The following is an 18,118-nucleotide window of genomic DNA, read 5'->3' as shown; positions in this document are numbered from 1 at the left end:
TACGCACATTATGTTAAACACTTTAAACTCCCCACAGCGTGAAGCAGTCAAGTATTTAGACGGCCCATTACTGGTATTAGCCGGTGCCGGCAGCGGTAAAACACGCGTCATTACTCAAAAAATCGCCTATTTGATTAACGAGGCTGGATATTCCGCCAAAGAAATCGCGGCGATCACGTTTACTAACAAAGCAGCATTAGAGATGCAAGAACGTGTCTCTAAACTGATGGAAGGTAAATCTACCAAGGGGCTCACCGTTGCCACATTCCACTCATTAGGCTTACAAATTCTGCGACAAGAATGTGCATACTTAGGTTACAAACCTCAGTTTTCGATTTTAGATTCGTCAGATAGTTTCAAAATTTTAAGTGATGTGCTGGCCACCACAGATAAACAGCTGCTGCGTAAAACGCAGTGGCAAATCTCCAATTGGAAAAATGGATTCATCAACCCAGACCAAGCAAAAGCCACGGCTGAAGAAGATTTAACGCACGCAGCGGCCAAAGTGTATCAAATTTACCAACAAACGTTAAAAGCCTATCAAGCCGTTGATTTTGATGACTTAATCAAATTACCAGTGGAGTTATTCTCCAACCATGCAGAAGCATTAGATAAGTGGCAGCGCAAACTACAATACTTGCTGATTGATGAGTATCAAGACACCAACGCCTGCCAATACAAGCTGATTAAAATGCTGACCGGCGTGCGCGGACAATTTACGGCTGTGGGTGACGACGACCAAGCGATTTATGGCTGGCGTGGTGCGGATGTAGAAAACCTACGTCAGCTCACTGTCGACTTTAGCCGCTTAAAAGTGATTAAACTGGAGCAAAACTATCGCTCTACCGTGCGCATTCTACGTGCAGCTAACCAAGTGATTGCCAATAACCCCAAACTGTTTGAAAAGAAACTATGGAGCGATTTAGGCACAGGCGACATGATTCAAGTGTCGGCTACCATGAGCGAGGAGCATGAGGCAGAATCAGTCGTCATGAAATTACAAGCGCACAAGTTTGAGCACCGCACCACTTATAAAGATTACGCCATTCTATATCGTGGCAACCATCAGGCGCGCATCATGGAACAATATTTGCGCAATCAAAAAATCCCTTACACCATCTCTGGTGGACAGTCTTTTTTTGATAAAGCCGAGATTAAAGACATTGTTAGCTACTTACGCTTAGTCGCTAATGAAGATGACGACCCGGCCTTTATTCGCGCAGCCACTACTCCAAAAAAAGGCATTGGCAACACTACGCTTGAACGCTTAGGTGAATACGCCAGCGCGCACCAGATATCGTTATTTGCAGCTGCATTTGAGGGCGATTTTCAGCGCGAGCTGGGTAGCCGCCAACTAGAAGACTTACTTAATTTTTGTCAATACATTAACAAGTTACAATCTCGCGCCACCAAAGACCCTGCTGGCGAATTACTACAAGACTTATTGAATACAATTCAATATGAAACCTATTTGTACGACAGCGAGGAACCACGTGCCGCCGAGAGCAAATGGGGTAATGTGCAAGAATTTATTGCCTGGCTGACCAAAAAAGGCGAAGCCAATACCGAGTTTGGCAATGAAGCTGAAGGTAAAACATTGTTAGAGCTCACACAGATGGTGTCGTTGATTAGCATGCTGGAGGGCAAAGAAAATGGGGAGCCGGATGCCGTTAAACTTTCTACCCTGCATGCAGCCAAAGGGTTGGAGTTTGGCCATGTATTCTTGATTGGCTGTGAAGAAGGCATCCTCCCCCACCGCGAATCGATTGATAACGATCAAATTGAAGAAGAGCGCCGTTTAATGTACGTGGGCATTACCCGTGCGCAGAAATCGTTGAATATCTCTTGGTGTAAAAAACGTAAACGTGCGGGCGAAATGCAAATGTGTGAGCAAAGCCGCTTTATTGGAGAGCTACCCAAAGACGACGTGAAGCATTTTGGCAACCCTTTCAATGACCCAGACCAATTATTGGCCAGTAAAGATTTTGGGAAGTCTAAAATGGCTAGTATCCGTGCAATGTTGAATCAACCTAAGCCATAACCACCTAGTCAACATGATTATGCGTCAATATGCATCGTTTTTACCGGCACTTCATTATATAATCCATCCATGAATATTATCCCAACGATACTATGTGGCGGTGCTGGTTCACGGTTGTGGCCAGTATCACGTGAGCTTCACCCCAAGCCGTTTATTCGTCTTGCGGATAACGAGAGCTTTTTACAGAAGTCATTCATTCGCGGCGCGATATTGCCGAATGTGACTGAAGTACTCACCGTCACCAATCGCGAATTATTATTCAAAACCAAAGATGATTACCGCGAAGTCAACCAAACCAATACCAAAACCAGTTTTCTGCTAGAGCCATTTGGCCGCAACACTGCAGCGGCTGTTGCACTTGCGGCGTTATATGTAGCAAAACAACATGGCGAAGACGCCATCTTACTGATTCTGACCGCTGACCATCTGATAGCTAATCAAGCAGCATTTCAGCAAGCTGTGACCAACGCCAGCTTAATTGCGCAAACAGGCAAAATTGTCACCTTTGGCATACAGCCACACGCGCCGGAAACTGGCTATGGTTATATTGAAGCCAATCAAGCCAAACCCATTACATCCAACCAAAGCACGATTGGGTATGAAGTTGCACGTTTTGTAGAAAAACCCAATTTAGCGACAGCCCAAGCCTATGTCGATTCTGGCAAATTTTACTGGAACTCCGGTATGTTCTGTGCCAAAGCCAGCACGCTAGTGGCTGAGCTTCAGCGCCATGCACCGGATATTTTAAATACCGCCAAAGCCTGTTTTGAGGCCTCGCTAAAAGACAATACAGACATCACGCAGGTTGAATTTGAAGCCAACACCTTTGCCAATGTACCTAGCAATTCAATTGACTATGCCGTGATGGAAAAGTCTGCCAATGTAGCGGTCATCCCCTGCGATATCGGCTGGAACGACATTGGCGCTTGGGATGCCATGAGCACACTCACAGCGGCAGATGAAGATGGCAACCGTGTCAGTGGCTCAGCTATGTTGAATCACACAAAAAACTGCTTTGTACAGAGCGATAAACGCTTAGTAGCTATGGTTGGTGTTGAGGATTTGATTGTTGTCGACACGCAGGATGCTGTATTAATTTCGCACAAAGACTCAGCTCAGTATGTGAAAGATATCTATAACACTCTGAAAGAGCAAGGCAACGAATCTTACAAGCTACATCAAACTGTACATCGCCCGTGGGGTAACTACACCACACTTGAAGAAGGTGATCGCTTCAAAATCAAACGTATTGTGGTCAAACCAGGGCAAAGCTTGAGCCTCCAGATGCACCACCACCGCAGCGAACACTGGGTAGTGGTAAGTGGTATGGCGCGCGTGACCAACGGTGAGAATGTCTTTTTTGTCGCGCCCAACGAATCCACTTTTATTCCGGCAGGATGTCACCATCGGCTAGAGAATCCTGGCGTATTGGATTTAGTGATGATTGAAGTGCAAAGCGGTGATTACGTGGGTGAAGATGATATCGTTCGCTTTAATGATAGCTACGGAAGAGTTAAAGCTTAGGGAGCTTTGACAAGCAAACGAAAGTATCTTATATGAAAGCAGTTATTTTAGCAGGTGGGCTTGGCACGAGAATTTCAGAGGAAACTCACCTGAAACCCAAACCAATGATTGAAATAGGTGGCAAACCCATTCTATGGCATATCATGAAACTGTATTCTGCCCATGGCATTAATGATTTTATTGTATGTTGTGGTTACAAAGGCTATGTCATAAAAGAATATTTCGCGAATTACTTTTTACACATGTCTGATGTAACTTTTGACATGGTTAATAACAACATGCAAGTACATCAACGAAATGCCGAGCCCTGGCGAGTCACTTTGGTTGACACTGGTGAAGACACTCTTACTGGTGGACGTTTAAAACGAGTGGCAAGCTACCTAAAGGATGAAGATGCATTTTGTTTTACTTACGGCGATGGCGTGGCCAATATAGATATCAAAGCACAAATTTCATTTCACCAAAACCACAAAAAATTGGCTACAGTAACAGCAGTACAACCACCGGGCCGTTACGGCGCGCTAAATATGAACGGACAATTAGTTACTGGCTTTACGGAAAAGCCACGAGGTGATGGCGGTTGGATTAATGGTGGTTTTTTTATACTATCCCCTAAATGCATAGACTATATATCGAATGACCAGACTAGCTGGGAGGCAGACCCTCTTACCAACCTAGCTAAAAATGACGAGCTTATGGCTTTTACACACTCCGGATTCTGGCAACCAATGGACACGCTACGTGATAAAAATTTATTAGAAGAGTTATGGGAAACGAATAAAGCACCTTGGAAGGTCTGGGGCTAATGTCACGATTTTGGGAGGGTAAACGCGTTTTTATAACTGGTCACACTGGTTTCAAAGGGGGCTGGCTTACAATATGGCTTAAATCGCTCGGCGCGAATGTTATAGGATACGCTTTACCAGCAACAACGACACCTAACATCTTTAGTATTGCTAACGTTGCAGATTGCCTTATTGAAAATCACATACAAGACATTCGTAACTTGGATTCGCTTAAAAAAGCAATGCTGAGCGCACAGCCCGATATTGTACTGCATCTTGCAGCTCAACCTTTGGTACGAAAATCCTATCTTGATCCAGTTGAAACATACAGTACGAATGTAATGGGCACAGTCAATTTATTTGAAGCAATCCGCCAGACACAATCGGTACGTGCTGTAGTGAATGTTACTACTGATAAATGTTACGAGAATCGAGAGTGGGTTTGGTCATACCGAGAAGACGAAGCAATGGGCGGCTACGACCCTTACTCTAGCAGCAAAGGTTGTGTGGAGTTGGTTACTTCTGCTTACCGCCGCTCGTTTTTTAGAGGGTCCGGCGTTGTTGCCCTTGCCTCAGCAAGAGCTGGTAATGTTATAGGAGGAGGCGACTGGGCAGAGGATAGATTAATTCCTGACTTCTTGCGCTCGTTAAATCAGAAAAAAAAATTAGTCATCCGGTCACCTCATGCTATCAGACCTTGGCAACATGTTTTGGAACCACTATCGGGCTATCTATTACTGGCTGAGCGATTGTTTTTAGAGGGCAGCAAATATGCTACCGCATGGAATTTTGGCCCTCGTGAAGAGGACGCTAAAACAGTACAATGGATTGTAGAAAAACTAGTCTCTGCTACACCTAATGCATCATGGGAAATTGACAACAACCCTCAGCCCCACGAAGCTAACTATTTAAAACTAGATAGTAGCAAAGCCCGAGCTATGCTCAATTGGCAATCGCGCTGGAATCTGGAAACTACCTTAACTAAAATTATTGAGTGGCACCAACTCTGGCAAAATGGCCATGACATGCACAAGGTCTGTTTGGAGCAAATTAATGCCTATGTTGAGACCAAATAAGATTTAGCGCATGTCCAGATTCGATTGTCTTAATACTCCATTAATTGGTTTAAAAATTATTCAACGGAAACCCATTCAGGATAGCCGTGGTTTTTTGAGCCGATTTTATTGTTCAGAAGCTTTCTCGACTATTGGCATAAATAAGCCAATTGTACAAATCAATCATACGCATACACGCCAGAAAGGTGCGGTAAGAGGACTTCACTTTCAGCACCCCCCGTTTGCAGAAACAAAAGTTGTAAGTTGTATCAAAGGCGAGATTTTTGACATCGCTGTCGATATTCGACAAGGCTCACCAACTTTCTTAAAATGGCACGCTGAGATATTGAATGCACAGAATCAGCGTAGCCTGATGATTCCCGAAGGGTTCGCCCATGGGTTTCAGACACTGACTGATGATTGCGAATTGATATATCTGCATACAGCAGCGTACCATCAACCTTCAGAAGGCGCTCTCAACATTCACGACTCACTACTTGGAATACAACTGCCTCTCGAAATAACAGATTTATCAGAACGAGACCGCATGCACGCAATGATTACAAATGATTTTTTAGGACTAGCTGTATGAAATGTCGTCACTGCGACACTGAACTAACCCTGCCTCTAATTGACTTAGGCAGCTCCCCTCCTTCCAATGCATATTTAACCACTCAGTCATTGAAAGCACCGGAAAAATGGTTTCCACTCAAGGTGCTAGTTTGCAAAAGCTGTTGGCTTGTACAAACCGAAGACTATGCCGGGGCAAATGAGCTGTTTGACGCAGACTATGCTTATTTCAGCTCATTTTCTGACAGTTGGCTGAAGCATGCAGAACGTTATGTTTCACAAATGGCGGAACGCTTCCAACTGAGTACACGATCATTTGTAATTGAGGTGGCTGCCAATGATGGCTATCTACTACAGTATGTAAAACAAAAAGGTATCCCTTGTTTGGGTGTTGAACCGACACACAGTACTGCTCAAGCAGCACGAGAAAAAGGCATAGAAATCGTTGAAGATTTTTTTGGTGTAATGCTAGCGAAAAAACTTATATCTCAAGGTAAACAGGCAGACCTAACCGCAGCAAACAACGTACTGGCGCATGTACCTGACATTAATGACTTTGTATCAGGATTCTCGCTGTTACTGAAACCAGAAGGTGTTGCGACCTTTGAGTTTCCGCACCTGCTACAACTGATTCAACATGCACAGTTTGATACTATATATCACGAGCACTTCTCTTATCTGTCATTGAGTGCCGTACAACGGATTTTTGATCTCAATGGCTTACAGCTATTTGATGTAGAGCAGCTTTCAACGCATGGCGGTAGCCTACGCGTGTTTGCACAAAGAAAAGACCTTGGCACGCGCCTCACTACAACAGCAGTAAATGATTTACTTGTACTCGAGACTTCTGCCGGCATTACATCCGAAAGCTATTATGCAAACTTTCAAGACCGTGCAAACACTATTAAAAATGATTTGATTGCATTCTTGATCAATGCTAAAAAACAGGGTAAAACAACAATCGCCTATGGCGCTGCGGCTAAAGGCAATACTTTAATTAATTATGCTGGGATTAGAGAAGATCTAATCTCTTGTGTTGTTGACCGCAACCCGGCAAAACAAGATAAATTTTTACCCGGCAGCCGTATCCCGATTGTGAACGAACAGGTTATCCGTGACAGCAAACCAGATTATGTATTGATACTGCCATGGAATTTAACCACCGAAGTCACAGAGCAACTTAATTACATCCGTGAATGGGATGGAAAATTCGTAACGGCCATTCCCCACATTAAAATATTATGAAATCTAAAATTCACTATACAAAACCCTCAATTACCGAGCTAGAAGTAAGCTATGCCACAGATGCGGCCAGAAATGGTTGGGGTGAAAAATGCTATGATTATATTCATAAATTCGAAGAAAAATTCAAAGAATTTACTGGTGCTAAGTTTGCAATCGCAACATCTAGTTGCACGGGTGCGTTACATATGGGATTGGCAGCACTGGGCGTTCAAGCTGGTGATGAAGTTATTCTTGCCGAAACCAACTGGATTGCTTCTGCCTCTCCAATCACATATTTGGGCGCTAAGCCTATCTTTGTAGATGTTTTAGAAGATACTTGGTGCATTGACCCCGCAAAAGTACAAGCCGCTATCACGCCGCGTACCAAAGCCATTATTGCCGTACACATCTATGGGAATGTATGTGATATGGATAAATTACTGGCTATTGGTGAAAAATATGGCATCCCAGTCATAGAGGATGCTGCTGAAGCGATTGGTTCACGTTGGCATGGTAAACACGCAGGTACTGTGGGTAAATTCGGCACATTCTCCTTTCATGGCACCAAAACATTGACTACTGGAGAGGGGGGGATGTTTATTACCAACGACCCCGCTCTATATGAGAAAGTACTAACCTTGTCTAATCATGGTCGCGCAAGTGGGCAAACCAAGCAATTTTGGCCTGACGAAATAGGCTTTAAGTATAAAATGTCCAATATTCAGGCGGCTATTGGTTATGGGCAAATGGAACGTATTCATGAATTAGTGTCACGTAAAAGGGAAATCTTTGATTACTATGCGCGTGCGCTAGCGGATACTCCCGGCCTATCCATGAACCCAGAAAACATAAATACCCAAAATGGGTACTGGATGCCCACGGTCATCTTTGACGTATCTACAGGCATCACAAGAGAGAAACTGCAACAAAGATTTAATGAAGAAAACATTGATGCACGCGTGTTCTTCCACCCGCTTTCAAGTTTACCGATGTTTGAAGACCGCCCAGGCAATACAATTGCATGGGATATTCCTAACAGAGCAATCAACCTGCCTAGCTATCATGATATAACGGATGTTGAGCTAGAAAGAGTTATTCAAGTATTAAAGAGCTTAATCCAATGAAGCTAGCTCTGTTTGCTGATAATAAAGTTGGTTTGGAAGTCCTCAATTATTTGATTAGTTTTTTTCCTGAGGATTTACATACAGTCATAGCAACCTCCAGCGAAACTCCTGTATATACTATGGCTCAATCAAAGAGTATACAAACCCGGGTTTTTAATAAAGACCTTGGAGAATTTTCATTGGAAGAGAACTACTATGATTTAGGGATACTTGCATGGTGGCCTAACATTATCAAAGAGCCTATTATAAGTGCCCCTAAACTAGGCTTTATAAACTTTCATCCAAGTTACTTGCCTTTTAATCGTGGCAAGCACTATAACTTTTGGGCATTGGTAGAACAGTGCCCGTTTGGCGTTTCCCTACATAAAGTAGATAACGGTATCGACACAGGCAATATCGTTAGCCAGAAATTAATTGACTATGATTGGGAAGATAATGGTGAAACGCTTTATAACAAAGCCCAAGAGGAAATAGTGAGCTTGTTTAAAGCTACATACCCAGCCATACGCAATGGGAATTTCAATGCTGTTCCTCAAGACTTGGCACTTGGATCTTTTCACTTAGCTTCGGAGTTAGATAATGCAAGTAAAATTAATCTTGACGATCAATATACAGCACGTGAGTTATTAAATACTTTGCGCGCAAGAACATTTAAAGGACATCCATCTTGTTGGTTCGAGGAAGCAGATGGGAAAAAATATGAAGTAAGAATACAAATAAATAAAGCCTAGACGATAACAGAAATAATGGATAAAAAAATTATTGAACAACTAGCACCCAAGGTCTTTAGTGGATTACAGGTATTTGGTGGATTAGAAAAATTTGAAAGGGAAATTATTACCTCTCATCTCACAGATGCTGTAAACGAAACAACTAAAATTATTGGCAAATATAGCAAAATCCCGAAATCATTTAACTTGCTCCAAACACATCATTCAGCTGTTTTTTTCTATAAACTCGCACAACTACTTCGAAAAAATGATGCGCATGCCGTCCTATGTGAAAAATTATATTTACTGAACAGAATGCTTAATGGATTGGATTTATTTTATAAAATAGAAATGCCGGAATTTTTTCTTATCGGCCATGGCTTAGGCACGGTTTTTAGTAACTCTACATATGGTAATTACTTAGTAGTTTTTCAAAATGTAACCATTGCTGTTCAAGATAATTTATATCCTACTATCGGTGAAAAAGTCGTCATATATCCAAACTCCATAGTTGCTGGCAATACAGTCATTGGTAGCAATAGCGTAATAGGTGCGGGAACCAAACTAATAAATAAGGTCATACCGCCTAATTCAACAGTTTACGAAAATGGATCTAAACTGGTTATTAAGCCTAATGATAGAAATGAAATACGAAAGTATTTCGATATATCTGGGTGAGACGAGTCATCAATAATTGTTAAAGCGTAATATCATTGCCAACTACCTCGGCCAGGGCTGGACAGCTCTGATGGGGATTGTTTTTATACCGCTTTATATCCAATACATTGGCATCGAAGCTTATGGATTAATTGGGTTTTTTGCTATTTTACAAGCATGGATGACTATGCTTGACCTAGGAATGACACCAACGCTTAATCGTGAAATAGCACGTTATAAAGCTGGGGCTATCAGTATTGAGTCCATACTTGACTTACTGCGTTCAATGGAGTGGATTTGCGCCGGTATAGCGCTGTTAATTATTAGCATCATATGGTTTGCATCACCTTTACTGGCAAATTCATGGTTAAAGGTGGAAAAGTTGCCAATCAACACAGTGATTCAGGCAATTGTTGTAATGGGATTTGTAGTAGCCACCAGGTTGTGGGAAGAGATTTATCGCGGTGCTATTCGCGGCATGCAGCAACAAGTGTGGTTGAATGGTATGCAGGCCATACTAGCAACGTTAAGGTGGGCGGGAGTGTTAGCTGTGTTGGTTTGGGTCTCACCAACAGTTCAAGCGTTTTTTATATGGCAAGGCGTGATTTCAATCATTAGCATTATTATTTACGCACGAAAAACATATCAATGGCTACCCGACTCTACCAGATATGGCCAGTTCAGTTTACATGCAATTAAAGATGTAGGACGTTTTGCTGGTGGCATGGCGGTAATTACTTTACTCGCCTTATTGCTTACCCAAATTGATAAGTTGTTGTTAAGTGGGCTGTTGTCACTAGAACAGTTTGGATATTATGCTCTTGCCGGCGTAGTTGCTGGAGGTCTAGCCCAACTCATTACCCCCATGAATGCAGCAATATATCCCAAGTTTACTGAATTGGTTACCCATCAAGATGAAGCCGCATTAATCAAAACGTATCATGATGCCTGTCAGTTGATGTCTGCAGTTATTATACCTCCGGCACTCATACTGGCCGCTTTCTCAAATCCAGTTTTATTGCTTTGGACAGGTAATCATACACTGACTACTGCTGTGGCCCCAATACTCAGTTTATTGGTACTAGGTACACTGTTTAATGGGTTTATGAACGTACCGTATATGTTACAACTTGCTTATGGCTGGACCGGCTATGCAATACGTGTAAACTTAGTCGCAGTAGCGATTATTATTCCGGCAATTCTGTGGGTTGTCCCCAAATATGGCGCTATTGGAGCTGCCTGGATATGGATTACCCTTAATGCGGCCTATGTGTTGGTAGGCGTTCATTTTATGTATCGTCGATTGCTACCAGAGCAAAAATGGCGTTGGTACAGAGAGTCTATTGCCAAGCCTTTACTTTCTGGCGCAGTTTTTGCGTTTGGGCTAGCTTTTATAATGCCTGTTGCGCACGAGCGCTTGGAAGCTGCCTTTGTGGTGTTGGCCGCTAGTATCTTTGTAAGTACATCTGTTTTAATGATAATACCTAGCATACGCAAACGAATTATGCGTTTTTTCAACCCTGTTTTAAGATAAAAACATGAACAATTTATCCCCAGCTGAGAGTCAGGCAATAGTCAGTATTGGTATGTTTGTCTATAACGGTGAAGACTGTATTCGAGATGCAATCGATTCAATCCTGAATCAAACCTTCAAAAACTTTGAATTAATAATTTCTGACAATGCCTCTACGGATAATACAGAGACAATATGCCGTGAGTACGCGAACGCTGATCATCGAATTCGCTATATAAGGCAATCGAAAAATATCGGTGCGTCAGCAAATTCTTTGTTTGTTCTTGATAATGCTCTGGGTGAATATTATATGTGGGCAGCGCACGATGATATTAAATCACCCGACTTCTTGGAATATAACCTTAAATTTTTACAAGAAAATCCAGATTTTGTTGCTTCAACATCACCGGTCAGATTTAAAGGTGGTTTACCAGATCCTTTAAAAATGAGTGATAAAACACTTGACCAAAATAATGCTGAAGAGCGTTTTCTTGCTTGCCTTAACACTTGGCGTGCTAATGGCCGCTTTTATTCTTTGTATAGAAGGTATTTTCTCGTTGACAGCCAGAACATCAGGCGTCAAACATACCTTGCTTCAGATATCGCTTTCACTCTTGAAATGACTATCAAAGGTAAATTTAACCGAATTGAAAATGGCTATGTTGAACTAGGTCGAGACGGGGTAAGCGGAAGCGGGAATATATACAGAGCTTATCGAACAGGTTTATTAAACTGGTTCCTACCATTGCATGAGTTTAGTGCCGAAATATGGAGGCTGTCGGCGCCGTTCTCACTTAAGAATAAGGTTTTAATTGCATACTTAATGATTAAAATAAATTTCATCACTTTTTTACATCAGATTAAAACTGAAATAAAACTTTGGGTGACTGGAAGGCGTGCCAAATTCTTATTATGAATACTATTGCAATCACTGGTGCAACAGGTTTTCTCGGAAATCATGTAATAGCAAAGCTCGGTTCATTGACTGAGGTTAAAGTTCGAGCACTTACGCGAAAAAAACTGTCACCTAGTACACCTTTTAGCAATGTGGTATTTGTACAAGGTGATATGTCTGATAGCAAAGCACTTCATAGTCTAATAGAGCCTGGTGCAACGTTAATTAATCTTGCTTTTTCAAATACCTCTACTACAGAAGATGCAATAGCATTAACTGAGAAGTTAATAGAGGCATGTGCAGTAAATGGTGCTAAACGCTTGATACATTGCAGCTCTATTTCTGTGTATGGGCGAGTAAATGGTATTGTTAACGAAAATACAGTCTGTATGCCGCCTGATGAATACGGTAAAACTAAACTAGCGATTGAGAAAACATTGCTGGATAAGACACAAGGTCGTTTTGAGTTAATTATATTACGGCCATCAGAAATATTTGGTATAGGTGGAAAAGCATTAATAACTTTACTGCAGTCACTTACTATGCGCAGCTCTTTGTTTAATTACATGCGCTCAACATTATTTGGAAAACGCCGTACACATTTAGTACCAGTTGGAATACTGGCTGATGCAATACATTTCTTCTGTACAGACGAGCGACGATATGTTGCAGAAATTTTTAATGTAACGGCGGATGACCAGCCATTAAACCAATTTAATTATGTAGAGCAGCTATTGAGACAAGAACTACGACTCCCACATTATTGGTTACCGGTATTACCTGTGCCTAATATTGTGCTAAAAAGCGTTTTATTAATATCAAAGCGTGCGACGATTGATCAACAAGTAATATATACGTCTGAAAAACTTGTAAAACATGGTTTCTGTGCAAGATATGACTTATCCACAGAACTGCGTAAACTAGCCTCGGCATATCGCGATAATAAAGTGATGAGCAAAATCGTTTGAAAATCCTACATGTTAATCACTTGTTAGATCCAATTACTGGCGGTGGCACGGCTGAGCGCACCATTCAGCTCACACGCTTTTTGATCAAGCAAGGTGCAGAATCCGCTGTGCTAACTTTAGATATAGGAGGAAAAATTCCTTCTGAGAGTGAGCTAGAAGGTGCACGTATTTTTAAGCTAACTTGTTTGAATCACCGTTACTTTTTGTTCATAACGTGGCCATTTAGAATCAGAAATTTAATTTCACAGTTTGATATTGTGCATTTAATAGGGCATTGGACAATGCTAAATGCAGCGGTTGCTTTGTCATGTATACGTCAAGGTAAACCTTACATAGTTTGCCCAGCTGGCGCACTTAAAACTTTTGGTCGCTCACGCTGGTTAAAATCGCTATATGATTTAGTGATTGGGCGACGCATAGTTAAATATGCCAGTGGTTGGGTAGCGATAACAGAAGCAGAAAAGCTGGATTTTGCTAACTATGGAATTCAGTCTGATTGTGTAACGGTCATTCCAAACGGCATCGACCCGGATCTTTATATAGCGCCATCTGATAGCGAGACAATAGACTTAACCCACTTTGGGTTAACACAGCAAGATTCCTATCTTTTATTTCTGGGCCGTTTAAATACAATTAAAGGCCCAGACTTGCTGCTAGAAGCGTTTATAGAAATTGCCGATAAATTTCCCCATTTGCACTTAGTGCTTGTGGGCCCAGATTCTGGCTTATTGCCAAGTTTACAAAAGTTAGCTAAGCAATCAACTGCAATGGGCAGAATTCATTTTACTGGCTATTTAGGTGGGGCTGATAAAACCCATGCACTTCGGAAAGCTTTATGTTTGGTCATCCCCTCCCGCAACGAGGCAATGTCAATTGTAGTACTAGAGGCTGGCATTTGCGCAACGCCTGTTATTTTTACTGACAATTGTGGCCTGGATGATTTTGCCAAGGCGGGTGCAGGCACGATGGTATCAGCCTCGGTAAAATCAATTCGTGATGGCTTAATAAAATCGCTGTCTGATTTAACAAGCCTGCAACAAAGCGGTGAGCAACTAAAAAATATAGTCTACGAGAAGTTTTTATGGGAGCAGCAAGCCAAACGATATTATCAGTATTATCAAGAACTGTTAAAAAACATTAAATAGTAATAAAACAACCAGTAATAATAACTAATAAAAAAGTGTAGTCATTGCTAATGAACTAATCATTTTTTAAACAAAAATACTAAGAATAACGAAGGGTTTAAAATGAGCTATATATTTCCATTAGCCAATATGGCTAATGCTTTTGCTATGACAGTTTTGCTTATCGCGTTAGGCTTAACAGGACATAGTACTTTGGTGGCAGAAGTAGGCATCGTGCAAGGTGCTACTTTGGCTTTATTCTACGCATTCTCAGCTAATGCACGCAGCCTGATACTAAACAAGTCTGCAGCAGTATCCGCAAACTCTGTAATGGCTTTCCGGCTATTAACGCTTACACCACTCGCCGTAATATCTTATTGGCTGAGTGTTAGCGCTACAGCGGTATCACCCATACTGGCTATTCTACTTATTACTAGACGAGTCGCAGAGTGGTTATCTGAAGTACACTTAAGTGAAATGGAGCGACTAGATAACCGTCTTTTTGCCACTCAATATTTCGTAGTACAATCTTTACTGTTAGTTCTTGCATTTGGATTGCTTGTAATGGATTCACAGATCTCTTATTTGGGCTTATCTGTGTGGGCCTTATTTCCACTGCTGTTCAGCTTCAAGTTTATTTGCAGTGGTTTTGCAAACTTTCCCAGTTTAACCAAAAATATGTTATTTAAAATGCTGCCCCATTTGGGCTCTACAGCGATTATTGGCATTGGTGTTTATGTATTCCGTCTTTTAATTTTGCTGCTTATCGGCAAAGAAATAGCCGGTGATCTGTATACTGCATTTGCAATTGGCGGTTTAACAGGCTCAGTCTTTGCAAATTCATTAGGTGCAAGTATCGCATTGCATGAACAACGTAGCGGTAAGCGCCACTTTCCCAAAATGGTGAGATTGCCTTTAAATTTATCACTATTAGCTGGTGCTCTAATTTTTGTTGCTGCAACAATCCAATTAGATACATTAGCCTGGCTAGGTAAAACTTATTTTTTCTGGCAGGCAACAGGCCTTTCTTTAATTGGTGGCGTAGTAATGGTTTATGCTCAACGCGTCCGTTTCAGATTAATACAGCACGATGAGTATCATGACGTTTTTGGTCCAGATGTGATGATGAATATCCTGCTCATCACCTCAATACCATTTATCTATTATCTCTTGGGCTTACAAGCCTTGGCAGGCCTTTACCTATTAAGCTCGCTATTAGCACTTGTTTTCTATAAGAGCTATCAATTGGCAGAAATACGTTCGAGTAAAGGTCAATTTAATTTAAAAATTGGTTATTCCATTATCGCGGTGATGATTTTATTTCCACTCTATTTGCAATTAAGTAATGGCATATTTCGTAGTGCATCACTTAATTTTAATTCGGGTGCAGACCTTCATTTCCTTCCAATCCCAGTTTCTGTGATTGCTTGTTATGTCGGCATCCTGATGATTGCAGCATATCGTTACGCGACTACTTCCCTTTATTACATATTCTTTACTTGTTTATTGATGGTGACTACTACAGTAGCTATTTCGCAAGGAGTTAACGCTGAACAACAATCTAAATTCATATTGCTTATACAGTTTATCCTCCCAATGTTTGGTTTGGTTCTTGGGCAAATGTACTATGCCAAAAACCAATCTATAGTTTATAGCTTAGAAAAATCTTTTTTGTACGTCTTATTATTTATTGTGCCTTTACAGTTAACAAGCACATGGCTACAAGGTTATACATCACTATCACCTTATTTATATGTCTTCAGTATTTATCAACACGTACAATATGTACCAGTCATTTTTGTATCTGCGTTTTTGGTAGCATTTTGCGGCTTATGGTCAATTTCAAAATTTAAGAATATCTTTTTAGCATTCACCCCCTTGATGGGCATTTACACGGCAGCATCTATGTCTCTATTAGCGATAGTCATGCTAATTGCCGGCCTGCTAGGTTTTGCGCTATACCAGTGGAGGCGTTTTTTTGACAAAACTGTAATAGCCCTAGTGTTGCTTGTAACAATCTTGATGGGTGGGTATCTTGAATATAAAAGCGATTTCATGGAGTCTAAACTTACATTTTTCAATGTTATTAACCAAGATGAAATTGCATCTAATATGATTGGAAGACAATATTTTGCAAAAAACATAGTCACTGATCCTGAAACTTTTCTTCTAGGTCATGCGGAACGACCAAGTAGAGCTCAATTCCCAAGCGCTCATAACTATTATTTAGATATTATTTATAGTTTTGGGTTCTTGGCTTTGTTACCAACGCTTGTAATGCTTATCTATACATTAGTGCTACTTTATCGCTTTAGGAATGGTGTATTGGCATCAACAGATTTGCTTTGCCTATCCGCGATAGTATTGTTCCTAGTTGTAGTAGATAACTCCTTTAAGGTTGGTCTTAGACAGCCATACTCCGGGATATTTACTTTTTTCATATGGGGTATTCTGATTAGCAAACTCCATCTAAATTTTTTAAAGGTTAGTAAATGATATTCAGTGTTAATGAGTTAAAAAAATATAATAAAGTAGTTTTCATTAGCTTAGTTACGCTGGTTTTAATATTAAGTGGGATGGCTATATCTAAATACACAGGCAACCCTAGTATTTATATCTTATTTACATTGGTCTCTAATGCATTACTCTTTATGGGTTTTAATAAAAATGCGATTTTTTTTGATGCTTTTATAGGTGCTTTTTTCTGGCTTGGTTTTTGGCTAAAGCTAACGCTTAGAGTTGCCTTTTCTGGCGGCATATTTCATGAGCCTGTTGGCAATTTTGATGGGTCTGGGGCTGCTTTTGATCAGGCATTAATAGTAACTACATGTGGGATACTGGGGCTGCTTTTGATAAGTTTAATCCGACGCAATTGGTTTTTTAGTTATCCAGATCAAATTGAAAAGCTTCATCATCCTAGCCTTTTTACTTTTTACAAAAATAATAGAAAAATCATTTTGTCTGCCTTTGTTTTGCTGTTTACTTTTATTGCTATTTCCAATGCAATGCTAGTCATCTATCAAAGAGGCAGCATTACACAAACTACCTTGCCGTTTGGGCTCAATGGTGTCTATAAATGGTTGCTATTGTTTGGCCTTGCATCATTTTCTGCCTTAGTACTAAGATTTGAGTTTGAAATTAAAAAGAAGACTTCGCTCTTAGTGATGTTTTTAAGTTTGCTGGAAAGTTTTACTACAAATGTCTCTTTATTAAGCCGAGGTATGATTCTTAATAGTGGTGCACTCATATATGGCGTACTAATTAGTTTAAAACGATATCAAGTTAAAACAAAGTTAAGCTTTTTTGTGTTCACCTTCCTGATATTTTCTGTACTATTTGCCAGTTCTGTTTTATTCGTAAATTATTTACGCGCCACAACTCATATAGACAGATCGAGTTCTACCACTAGAGAATCCCTTACTTATACCCATGCAATGACAACGCCTTTGTTTATTGATCGGTGGGTTGGAATGGAGGGCGTTATGGCCGTATCTAGCTATCCTAACTTGGGCTGGGATTTATTTAAGACAGCACTTAAAGAAAAGTATAATGAGAACGACACAAGTTTTTATGACAACAACATCATCGATTCTGCATATGAAAATACTGATAAAACCAAACATCACTTCATATCACTACCAGGCATCGTCGCATTTTTTTACTACCCTGGATCACTCTTGTTTTTGTTTTTTAGCATGTTTGCATTAGGTGGCCTTGCTGCAGTTATAGAGTTCTGCACTTACAAACTTGGTGGGATGAATGTCATTCTGTGCGCACTATTTGCACAGGTAGTAGCATTCAGATTTGCCAGTTTCGGGTACGTTCCTGCACAAAGCTATTTACTTTTAGGTTCGTTATTCCTAAATCTTTTAATCATTTATTTTGCTGAACGCATTATTCGTTTTTTACAAAACAGATAAATACAAAT

Annotated in this window: 14 protein-coding genes and 1 pseudogene; all 15 read left to right on the top strand. The window is 40.7% G+C overall.

Translation table 11 applies throughout. The features are described 5' to 3' along the window. Positions 1 to 10 precede the first annotated feature (10 nt). Positions 11 to 1,798, top strand: a pseudogene (locus FG11_RS02820) (UvrD-helicase domain-containing protein); the annotation flags it as partial. A gap of 312 nt (positions 1,799 to 2,110) precedes the next feature. Next, a complete protein-coding gene (locus tag FG11_RS02815; RefSeq protein WP_047532992.1) occupies positions 2,111 to 3,565 on the top strand; it encodes a mannose-1-phosphate guanylyltransferase/mannose-6-phosphate isomerase in 1,455 nt (484 codons plus the stop codon). Between the two features lie 32 nt (positions 3,566 to 3,597). After that, on the top strand, positions 3,598 to 4,371 hold the full coding sequence (gene rfbF, locus FG11_RS02810; protein ID WP_047532990.1) for a glucose-1-phosphate cytidylyltransferase: 774 nt from the start codon (positions 3,598 to 3,600) through the stop codon (positions 4,369 to 4,371). Continuing rightward, a complete protein-coding gene (gene rfbG, locus FG11_RS02805) occupies positions 4,371 to 5,426 on the top strand; it encodes a CDP-glucose 4,6-dehydratase (protein ID WP_047532987.1) in 1,056 nt (351 codons plus the stop codon). The genes rfbF and rfbG overlap by 1 nt, the downstream gene beginning before the upstream one ends. A gap of 10 nt (positions 5,427 to 5,436) precedes the next feature. Beyond that, positions 5,437 to 5,997 (top strand): dTDP-4-dehydrorhamnose 3,5-epimerase, encoded by a 561-nt coding sequence (gene rfbC / locus FG11_RS02800; protein ID WP_047532984.1) that lies wholly within the window; start codon positions 5,437 to 5,439, stop codon positions 5,995 to 5,997. Further along, on the top strand, positions 5,994 to 7,220 hold the full coding sequence (locus tag FG11_RS02795) for a class I SAM-dependent methyltransferase (RefSeq protein WP_047532981.1): 1,227 nt from the start codon (positions 5,994 to 5,996) through the stop codon (positions 7,218 to 7,220). Before rfbC ends, FG11_RS02795 begins: the two co-directional genes overlap by 4 nt. Continuing rightward, entirely contained in the window at positions 7,217 to 8,323 is a 1,107-nt protein-coding gene (locus FG11_RS02790) for a DegT/DnrJ/EryC1/StrS family aminotransferase (protein ID WP_047532979.1), read from the top strand. The genes FG11_RS02795 and FG11_RS02790 overlap by 4 nt, the downstream gene beginning before the upstream one ends. Beyond that, positions 8,320 to 9,054: a formyltransferase family protein gene (locus FG11_RS13200; protein ID WP_052184913.1), complete on the top strand. Its 735-nt coding sequence runs from the start codon at positions 8,320 to 8,322 to the stop codon at positions 9,052 to 9,054. Before FG11_RS02790 ends, FG11_RS13200 begins: the two co-directional genes overlap by 4 nt. Before the next feature lie 15 nt (positions 9,055 to 9,069). Further along, positions 9,070 to 9,711, top strand: a complete 642-nt coding sequence (locus tag FG11_RS02780) for a hypothetical protein (RefSeq protein ID WP_052184912.1) — start codon at positions 9,070 to 9,072, stop codon at positions 9,709 to 9,711. 16 nt (positions 9,712 to 9,727) lie between these two features. Next, entirely contained in the window at positions 9,728 to 11,224 is a 1,497-nt protein-coding gene (locus tag FG11_RS02775; RefSeq protein WP_047532977.1) for a lipopolysaccharide biosynthesis protein, read from the top strand. A 4-nt stretch (positions 11,225 to 11,228) separates the two neighbouring features. Further along, positions 11,229 to 12,119, top strand: a complete 891-nt coding sequence (locus FG11_RS13195; RefSeq protein ID WP_052184910.1) for a glycosyltransferase family 2 protein — start codon at positions 11,229 to 11,231, stop codon at positions 12,117 to 12,119. Further along, complete coding sequence (locus tag FG11_RS02765; RefSeq protein WP_047532975.1) at positions 12,116 to 13,066, top strand: NAD-dependent epimerase/dehydratase family protein; 951 nt, start codon at positions 12,116 to 12,118, stop codon at positions 13,064 to 13,066. Before FG11_RS13195 ends, FG11_RS02765 begins: the two co-directional genes overlap by 4 nt. After that, positions 13,063 to 14,211 (top strand): glycosyltransferase, encoded by a 1,149-nt coding sequence (locus FG11_RS02760; protein ID WP_047532972.1) that lies wholly within the window; start codon positions 13,063 to 13,065, stop codon positions 14,209 to 14,211. Before FG11_RS02765 ends, FG11_RS02760 begins: the two co-directional genes overlap by 4 nt. Positions 14,212 to 14,313: 102 nt before the next feature. Then, positions 14,314 to 16,686: a hypothetical protein gene (locus tag FG11_RS02755; protein WP_052184908.1), complete on the top strand. Its 2,373-nt coding sequence runs from the start codon at positions 14,314 to 14,316 to the stop codon at positions 16,684 to 16,686. Then, positions 16,683 to 18,110 carry a hypothetical protein gene (locus tag FG11_RS02750; protein ID WP_052184907.1) on the top strand — a complete coding sequence of 476 codons (1,428 nt, stop codon included), beginning with the start codon at positions 16,683 to 16,685 and terminating at the stop codon, positions 18,108 to 18,110. The genes FG11_RS02755 and FG11_RS02750 overlap by 4 nt, the downstream gene beginning before the upstream one ends. The last annotated feature ends 8 nt before the right edge of the window (positions 18,111 to 18,118 follow it).

The sequence above is a fragment of the Methylotenera sp. N17 genome (assembly GCF_000799155.1).
Lineage (GTDB): Bacteria > Pseudomonadota > Gammaproteobacteria > Burkholderiales > Methylophilaceae > Methylophilus.
The sequence above is the reverse complement of the archived record's forward strand: the minus strand, read 5'-3'. Positions and strand labels throughout refer to the sequence as shown.

What these genes read in the sequence shown, in the direction of transcription:
- FG11_RS02815 (WP_047532992.1), top strand. Translation starts at nt 2,111, where the DNA reads ATGAATATTATCCCAACGATACTATGTGGCGGTGCTGGTTCACGGTTG.
- rfbF (WP_047532990.1), top strand. Translation starts at nt 3,598, where the DNA reads ATGAAAGCAGTTATTTTAGCAGGTGGGCTTGGCACGAGAATTTCAGAG.
- rfbG (WP_047532987.1), top strand. Translation starts at nt 4,371, where the DNA reads ATGTCACGATTTTGGGAGGGTAAACGCGTTTTTATAACTGGTCACACT.
- rfbC (WP_047532984.1), top strand. Translation starts at nt 5,437, where the DNA reads ATGTCCAGATTCGATTGTCTTAATACTCCATTAATTGGTTTAAAAATT.
- FG11_RS02795 (WP_047532981.1), top strand. Translation starts at nt 5,994, where the DNA reads ATGAAATGTCGTCACTGCGACACTGAACTAACCCTGCCTCTAATTGAC.
- FG11_RS02790 (WP_047532979.1), top strand. Translation starts at nt 7,217, where the DNA reads ATGAAATCTAAAATTCACTATACAAAACCCTCAATTACCGAGCTAGAA.
- FG11_RS13200 (WP_052184913.1), top strand. Translation starts at nt 8,320, where the DNA reads ATGAAGCTAGCTCTGTTTGCTGATAATAAAGTTGGTTTGGAAGTCCTC.
- FG11_RS02780 (WP_052184912.1), top strand. Translation starts at nt 9,070, where the DNA reads ATGGATAAAAAAATTATTGAACAACTAGCACCCAAGGTCTTTAGTGGA.
- FG11_RS13195 (WP_052184910.1), top strand. Translation starts at nt 11,229, where the DNA reads ATGAACAATTTATCCCCAGCTGAGAGTCAGGCAATAGTCAGTATTGGT.
- FG11_RS02765 (WP_047532975.1), top strand. Translation starts at nt 12,116, where the DNA reads ATGAATACTATTGCAATCACTGGTGCAACAGGTTTTCTCGGAAATCAT.
- FG11_RS02755 (WP_052184908.1), top strand. Translation starts at nt 14,314, where the DNA reads ATGAGCTATATATTTCCATTAGCCAATATGGCTAATGCTTTTGCTATG.
- FG11_RS02750 (WP_052184907.1), top strand. Translation starts at nt 16,683, where the DNA reads ATGATATTCAGTGTTAATGAGTTAAAAAAATATAATAAAGTAGTTTTC.